Here is a 4,537-nt window from a genome sequence, read left to right on the forward strand (position 1 = left end):
GCCGGCTGGTGCAGCGTGGCCTGGCGCGACAGGGCTTTAACGTCGAGCATTGCGACAATGGCGAGGCCGGCATTGCCCGCATCCGGCAGGGCGGCATCGACGTCATCGCCCTCGACCAGTACATGCCCGGCCTCGACGGGCTGGAGACGCTCGAGCAGATCCAGGCGCTTCCCAACGCGCCACCGGTGGTGTTCGTCACCGCCTCGCAGGATTCCAAGATCGCCGTCACAGCGCTGAAAGCCGGCGCCGCCGACTATCTGGTCAAGGACACCCAGGGCGATTTCGTACCCCTGCTCCATGTCGCGGCGACGACGGCGCTGAAACAGGCCATGATCAGCAAGGCGCGCGACGACGCCGAGGCCGAGGTCCATGCCTCGCGCGACCGCTACGCCGCGCTGGCTGCCGAGCGCGAGGTTCTGCTGCGCGAAGTCAACCATCGCGTCGGTAACTCGCTGCAGATCATCGCCTCGCTGCTGCATCTGCAGGCCAACTCCTCGACCATCGACGACGTCAAGGTCGCGCTCACCAATGCGATGGGCCGCGTCGCCGCGGTCGCGCAGGTACACCGCCGGCTCTATACCTCGCATGATCTCAAGAGCGTGCTGCTAAATCAGTATCTCGAAGCCCTGCTGGAGGATCTGCGCCGCTCCGCGGAAGGCAACCGGATGTCGCGGTTGACGCTGAAAGCCGCGACCGTGGAAATCGATCCCGATCGCGCGGTGGCGATTGGCATCATCGTCAACGAACTGGTCATGAACGCGGTGAAATACGCCTATCCCGATGGCGCCGGCCCGATCCATGTGGTGCTGACCGCCAAGGGCGACGCGCTCGAACTGTCGGTGACGGACGACGGTGTCGGCCTCAACGTCAAGCTCGATCCGCGTTCCACCGGCATGGGTCAACGCATCGTCCAGGCGATGGCCAACAAGCTCGAAGCCACCGTCGAGCGCGATCCCGACCACAGCGGTACCCGCATCGTGCTGCGTTTCTGCGCGGTGACCAAGCCGCCGGTCCAGCATCCGTTGAGCGCGGCGAGCTGAGTTTGATAGCGCCTGGATTAACGAAGCTGTCGCTCGCCGAACGGCGGCAGCGTTTTAAATCTTCATATGCCGCCCTGTTGCATTCATCAGCGAGTTAGGTATTGTTCGTTGCTTCCTAGGCAAACGGGCCCGTCTTTTCAGGCGGGCCGTTGCCATTTCAGGGGGCCTTTCGATGACGCGTTCCAATCGGGTCGACCATATTCGGCTGACCTCGCACCCGGCACCGGGCGCCAAGCTCGACTTCCCGATCCACTGGGGCGCCGGCACGGCGCGTGAGCGTGGCCCGGTGATCGGCACTGTGTCGCGCCCGCAGGACCGCAATGTCATCGGCACCCATGGCGGCTCCTACTCGGTCTATCGCGCGCTGGCGGTGTCCTCCGGGGCGCTGGATCCGCTGCGCCGCCCCGACCTCACCAACACCCATCCCGCCGCCGATGTCGGCCCGTTCGACCAGTGGATTGATCCGCAGAAGATCGTGTCGCTCGATCCCTGGGGCCATCTCGTCGGCGAGAACTTTGCCACCGAGATCGCCGAGGGCATCGATATCCGGCCGAGCATCGCGATCACCCGCGCCCGGCTCGATCTGGTCGAGCTGCAGGCCGCGATCGCCGCCGGCCGGCTGAAAGTCGATGGCGACGTCGTGCACGCCAATGGCAGCGTCTCGGTGGTGAAGATCGCCATCGACCCGGTCTGGCACCTGCCCGGCATGGCCGCTCGCTTCGGCACCACCGAGAACAATATGCGCCGCCAGCTGTTCGAGCAGACCGCCGGCATGTTTCCCGAACTGGTGACGCGGCCCGATCTACAAGTATTTCTGCCGCCAATCGGCGGCATCACCGCCTATCTGTTCGGCGACGTGACGAAACTGCCCGACCACACCACCAAGATCACCTGCCGCGTCCATGACGAGTGCAACGGCTCCGACGTGTTCGGCTCCGACATCTGCACCTGCCGGCCTTATCTGATCCACGGCATCGAGGAATGCGCCATCGCGGCGCAGCGCGGCGGGCTCGGCATCATCATCTACAACCGCAAGGAAGGCCGTGCGCTCGGCGAAGTGACGAAATTTCTGGTCTACAACGCGCGCAAGCGCCAGGAGGGCGGCGATGCCGCCGCGCAATATTTCGAGCGCACCGAATGCGTCGCCGGCGTGCAGGATGCCCGCTTCCAGCAATTGATGCCGGACGTGATCCACTGGCTCGGGCTCAAGCGCATCGATCGCTTCATCTCGATGAGCGACATGAAGCATGACGCGCTGACCAGCCAGGGCGTCGAGATCGTCGAGCGCGTCTCGATCCCCGACGATATGATCCCCGCCGATGCGCATGTCGAGATGACCGCCAAGAAGGCCGCCGGCTATTATTCGCCGGAGCCGGTGACGCCGGAGGATCTCAAGGATTCCGTCGGCCGGTCGCTCGAGAAATATTGAGAGCGCAACGGTGAACTCCCTGAATCCCGATACCTCCGCTGCCCTGTCACTCTTGAGTGCCAGGGCGGTCCGTGAACGCGCCCACCGTCTGCTGGCGATTGGCCTCGACGACAAACTGCCAAACTTCCAGATCGATCTCGGCCGCATGGACGCGGCCATCGATCTGGTGCTGGCAACGACCCGCGCGGCCTATCCGTCGCTCGACGTCCCGTTCCATTCGCGCTGGCGGCATTTTGTCGCCGGCGGCGACAACCGCTGGGCCGCGTTGGCCGATGCCACCGCATGGCCGGATCGCGCCACGCGCGCCCGCGCCGAATTCGATCTCGCCATTGTCAGCGTCTTCCTCGACGCCGGCGCCGGCCCGACCTGGCGCTACCACGATCCGAAAACCGGCCAGGCCATCGGCCGCTCCGAAGGATTGGGACTCGCGAGCCTGGCCATGTTCGCGTCTGGCGCGTTCTCGGCGGACAAGGATCAGCCACTGCGCGCCGATGCCGCTGTGCTGGCAAATCTCGAGGTCGCCGACCTCGAGCGCGGCATGCAGGTGTCGGACGCCAACCCGATGGTCGGAATTGCCGGCCGCGCCAACCTGCTGCGCCGGCTCGGCGCATTGGTGAAATCGAAGCCGGACGTGTTCGGCGTGCACGATACGCCGCGCCCCGGCGGCCTGTTCGACCAGCTTGCCGCGCTGAGACATGACGACAAGCTGCCGGCGCCCACGATCCTGTCAGTGCTGCTGCAGCGCCTCGGCCCGATCTGGCCGTCGCGGCTGACGCTCGGCGGCATCGCGCTCGGCGATTGCTGGAAGCACCCGGCATTGGCCTCGGATGATATCACCAGCGAGCTGATGCCGCTGCACAAGCTGTCGCAGTGGCTGGCCTATTCGCTGATCGAGCCGCTGCAGACCGCCGGCATCGAGGTCACCGACATTGACGGCCTCACCGGGCTGGCCGAATATCGCAATGGCGGCTTGTTTGTCGATATCGGCGTGCTGAATTTTCGCGATCCGGCCGATGCCGAACGCGAGCACGACGTGAGCTCGACGCTGGTCGTCGAATGGCGCGCGCTCACGGTCGCGCTGCTCGACCGGCTTGCCGAAGGCGTACGCCAGAAACTGCAGCTGGATGCGACCTCGCTACCGCTGGCCAAAATCCTCGAAGGCGGCAGCTGGGCCGCCGGGCGCGTGCTGGCGCGCCAACACCGCGCGGATTCCTCGCCGCCGGTGAAAGTCATCAGCGACGGCACTGTATTCTAACCCAACGGATGACATTCATGGACGGCGTTACGATCGTTAATCACCCATTGGTGCAGCACAAGCTGACGCTGATCCGCGACAAGAACCGCTCGACGAAAGGCTTTCGCACGCTGCTCAACGAGATCGGCATGCTGCTGTGCTACGAGGTCACGCGCGATTTGCCGCTCGCCGATGTCGAGATCGAAACGCCGCTGACCAAGATGACGGGCAAGGAAATCGCCGGCAAGAAGCTGGTGTTCGCGCCGATCCTGCGCGCCGGCCTCTCCTTCGTCGAAGGCATGATCGATCTGGTGCCGTCCGCGCGCATCGCCCATATCGGCCTGTACCGCGACCCCGAGACCTTTGTCGCCGTGGAATACTTCTTCAAGGCGCCGACCAATCTTGAAGAGCGCCTGGTGATCGTGATCGATCCGATGCTGGCCACCGCCAACACCGCGGTAGCGGCGATCGACCGCATCAAGGAGCGCGGCGCCAAGGACATCCGCTTCGTCTGCCTGCTCGCCGCGCCCGAAGGATTGCGCCTGTTCACCGGCGAACACCCGGACGTGCCGGTCTTCACGGCGGCGGTGGATCGCGGCTTGGACGAGCACGGCTACATCCGTCCGGGCCTGGGCGACGCGGGGGACCGGCTGTTCGGGACAAAGTAGGCGATGACCGGAAACGACTTCACGCCTCGCCACGAGTTCAACCCGCAAATCACGCTGGAGGCGCTGTCTTATTTCGAGAATGGCAGCTTCAGGTCGCTTGCCTGGACGTAAGGAAACGCTTGGTCCACGCCGCCGCCACGGTCGATCTTGCCCAGATTCAGGAGAA

4 protein-coding genes are annotated in these 4,537 nt (G+C 64.9%); all 4 read left to right on the forward strand.

Features of this window, described 5'->3' with window-relative positions; genetic code table 11:
* Positions 1-1,040: histidine kinase dimerization/phosphoacceptor domain -containing protein (locus Q0S16_RS06380; RefSeq protein WP_295846172.1), on the forward strand; the 1,040-nt coding region annotated here is incomplete at its 5' end.
* A gap of 172 nt (positions 1,041-1,212) precedes the next feature.
* The gene (locus Q0S16_RS06385) at positions 1,213-2,469 is read left to right on the forward strand and encodes a GTP cyclohydrolase II (RefSeq protein ID WP_295846173.1); all 1,257 of its coding nucleotides are present in this window, start codon (positions 1,213-1,215) and stop codon (positions 2,467-2,469) included.
* A gap of 19 nt (positions 2,470-2,488) precedes the next feature.
* Complete coding sequence (locus tag Q0S16_RS06390; protein ID WP_295846178.1) at positions 2,489-3,724, forward strand: URC4/urg3 family protein; 1,236 nt, start codon at positions 2,489-2,491, stop codon at positions 3,722-3,724.
* 17 nt (positions 3,725-3,741) lie between these two features.
* Positions 3,742-4,371, forward strand: coding sequence for a uracil phosphoribosyltransferase (gene upp, locus Q0S16_RS06395; RefSeq protein WP_295846175.1), 630 nt, complete (start codon positions 3,742-3,744; stop codon positions 4,369-4,371).
* Positions 4,372-4,537: the final 166 nt, after the last annotated feature.

It is taken from the genome of Tardiphaga sp. (assembly GCF_025356345.1).
Taxonomy (GTDB): domain Bacteria; phylum Pseudomonadota; class Alphaproteobacteria; order Rhizobiales; family Xanthobacteraceae; genus Tardiphaga.

Bases quoted from the DNA above. Each gene is read 5' to 3' on its own strand.
- Q0S16_RS06385 (WP_295846173.1), top strand. From the start codon at position 1,213: ATGACGCGTTCCAATCGGGTCGACCATATTCGGCTGACCTCGCACCCG.
- upp (WP_295846175.1), top strand. From the start codon at position 3,742: ATGGACGGCGTTACGATCGTTAATCACCCATTGGTGCAGCACAAGCTG.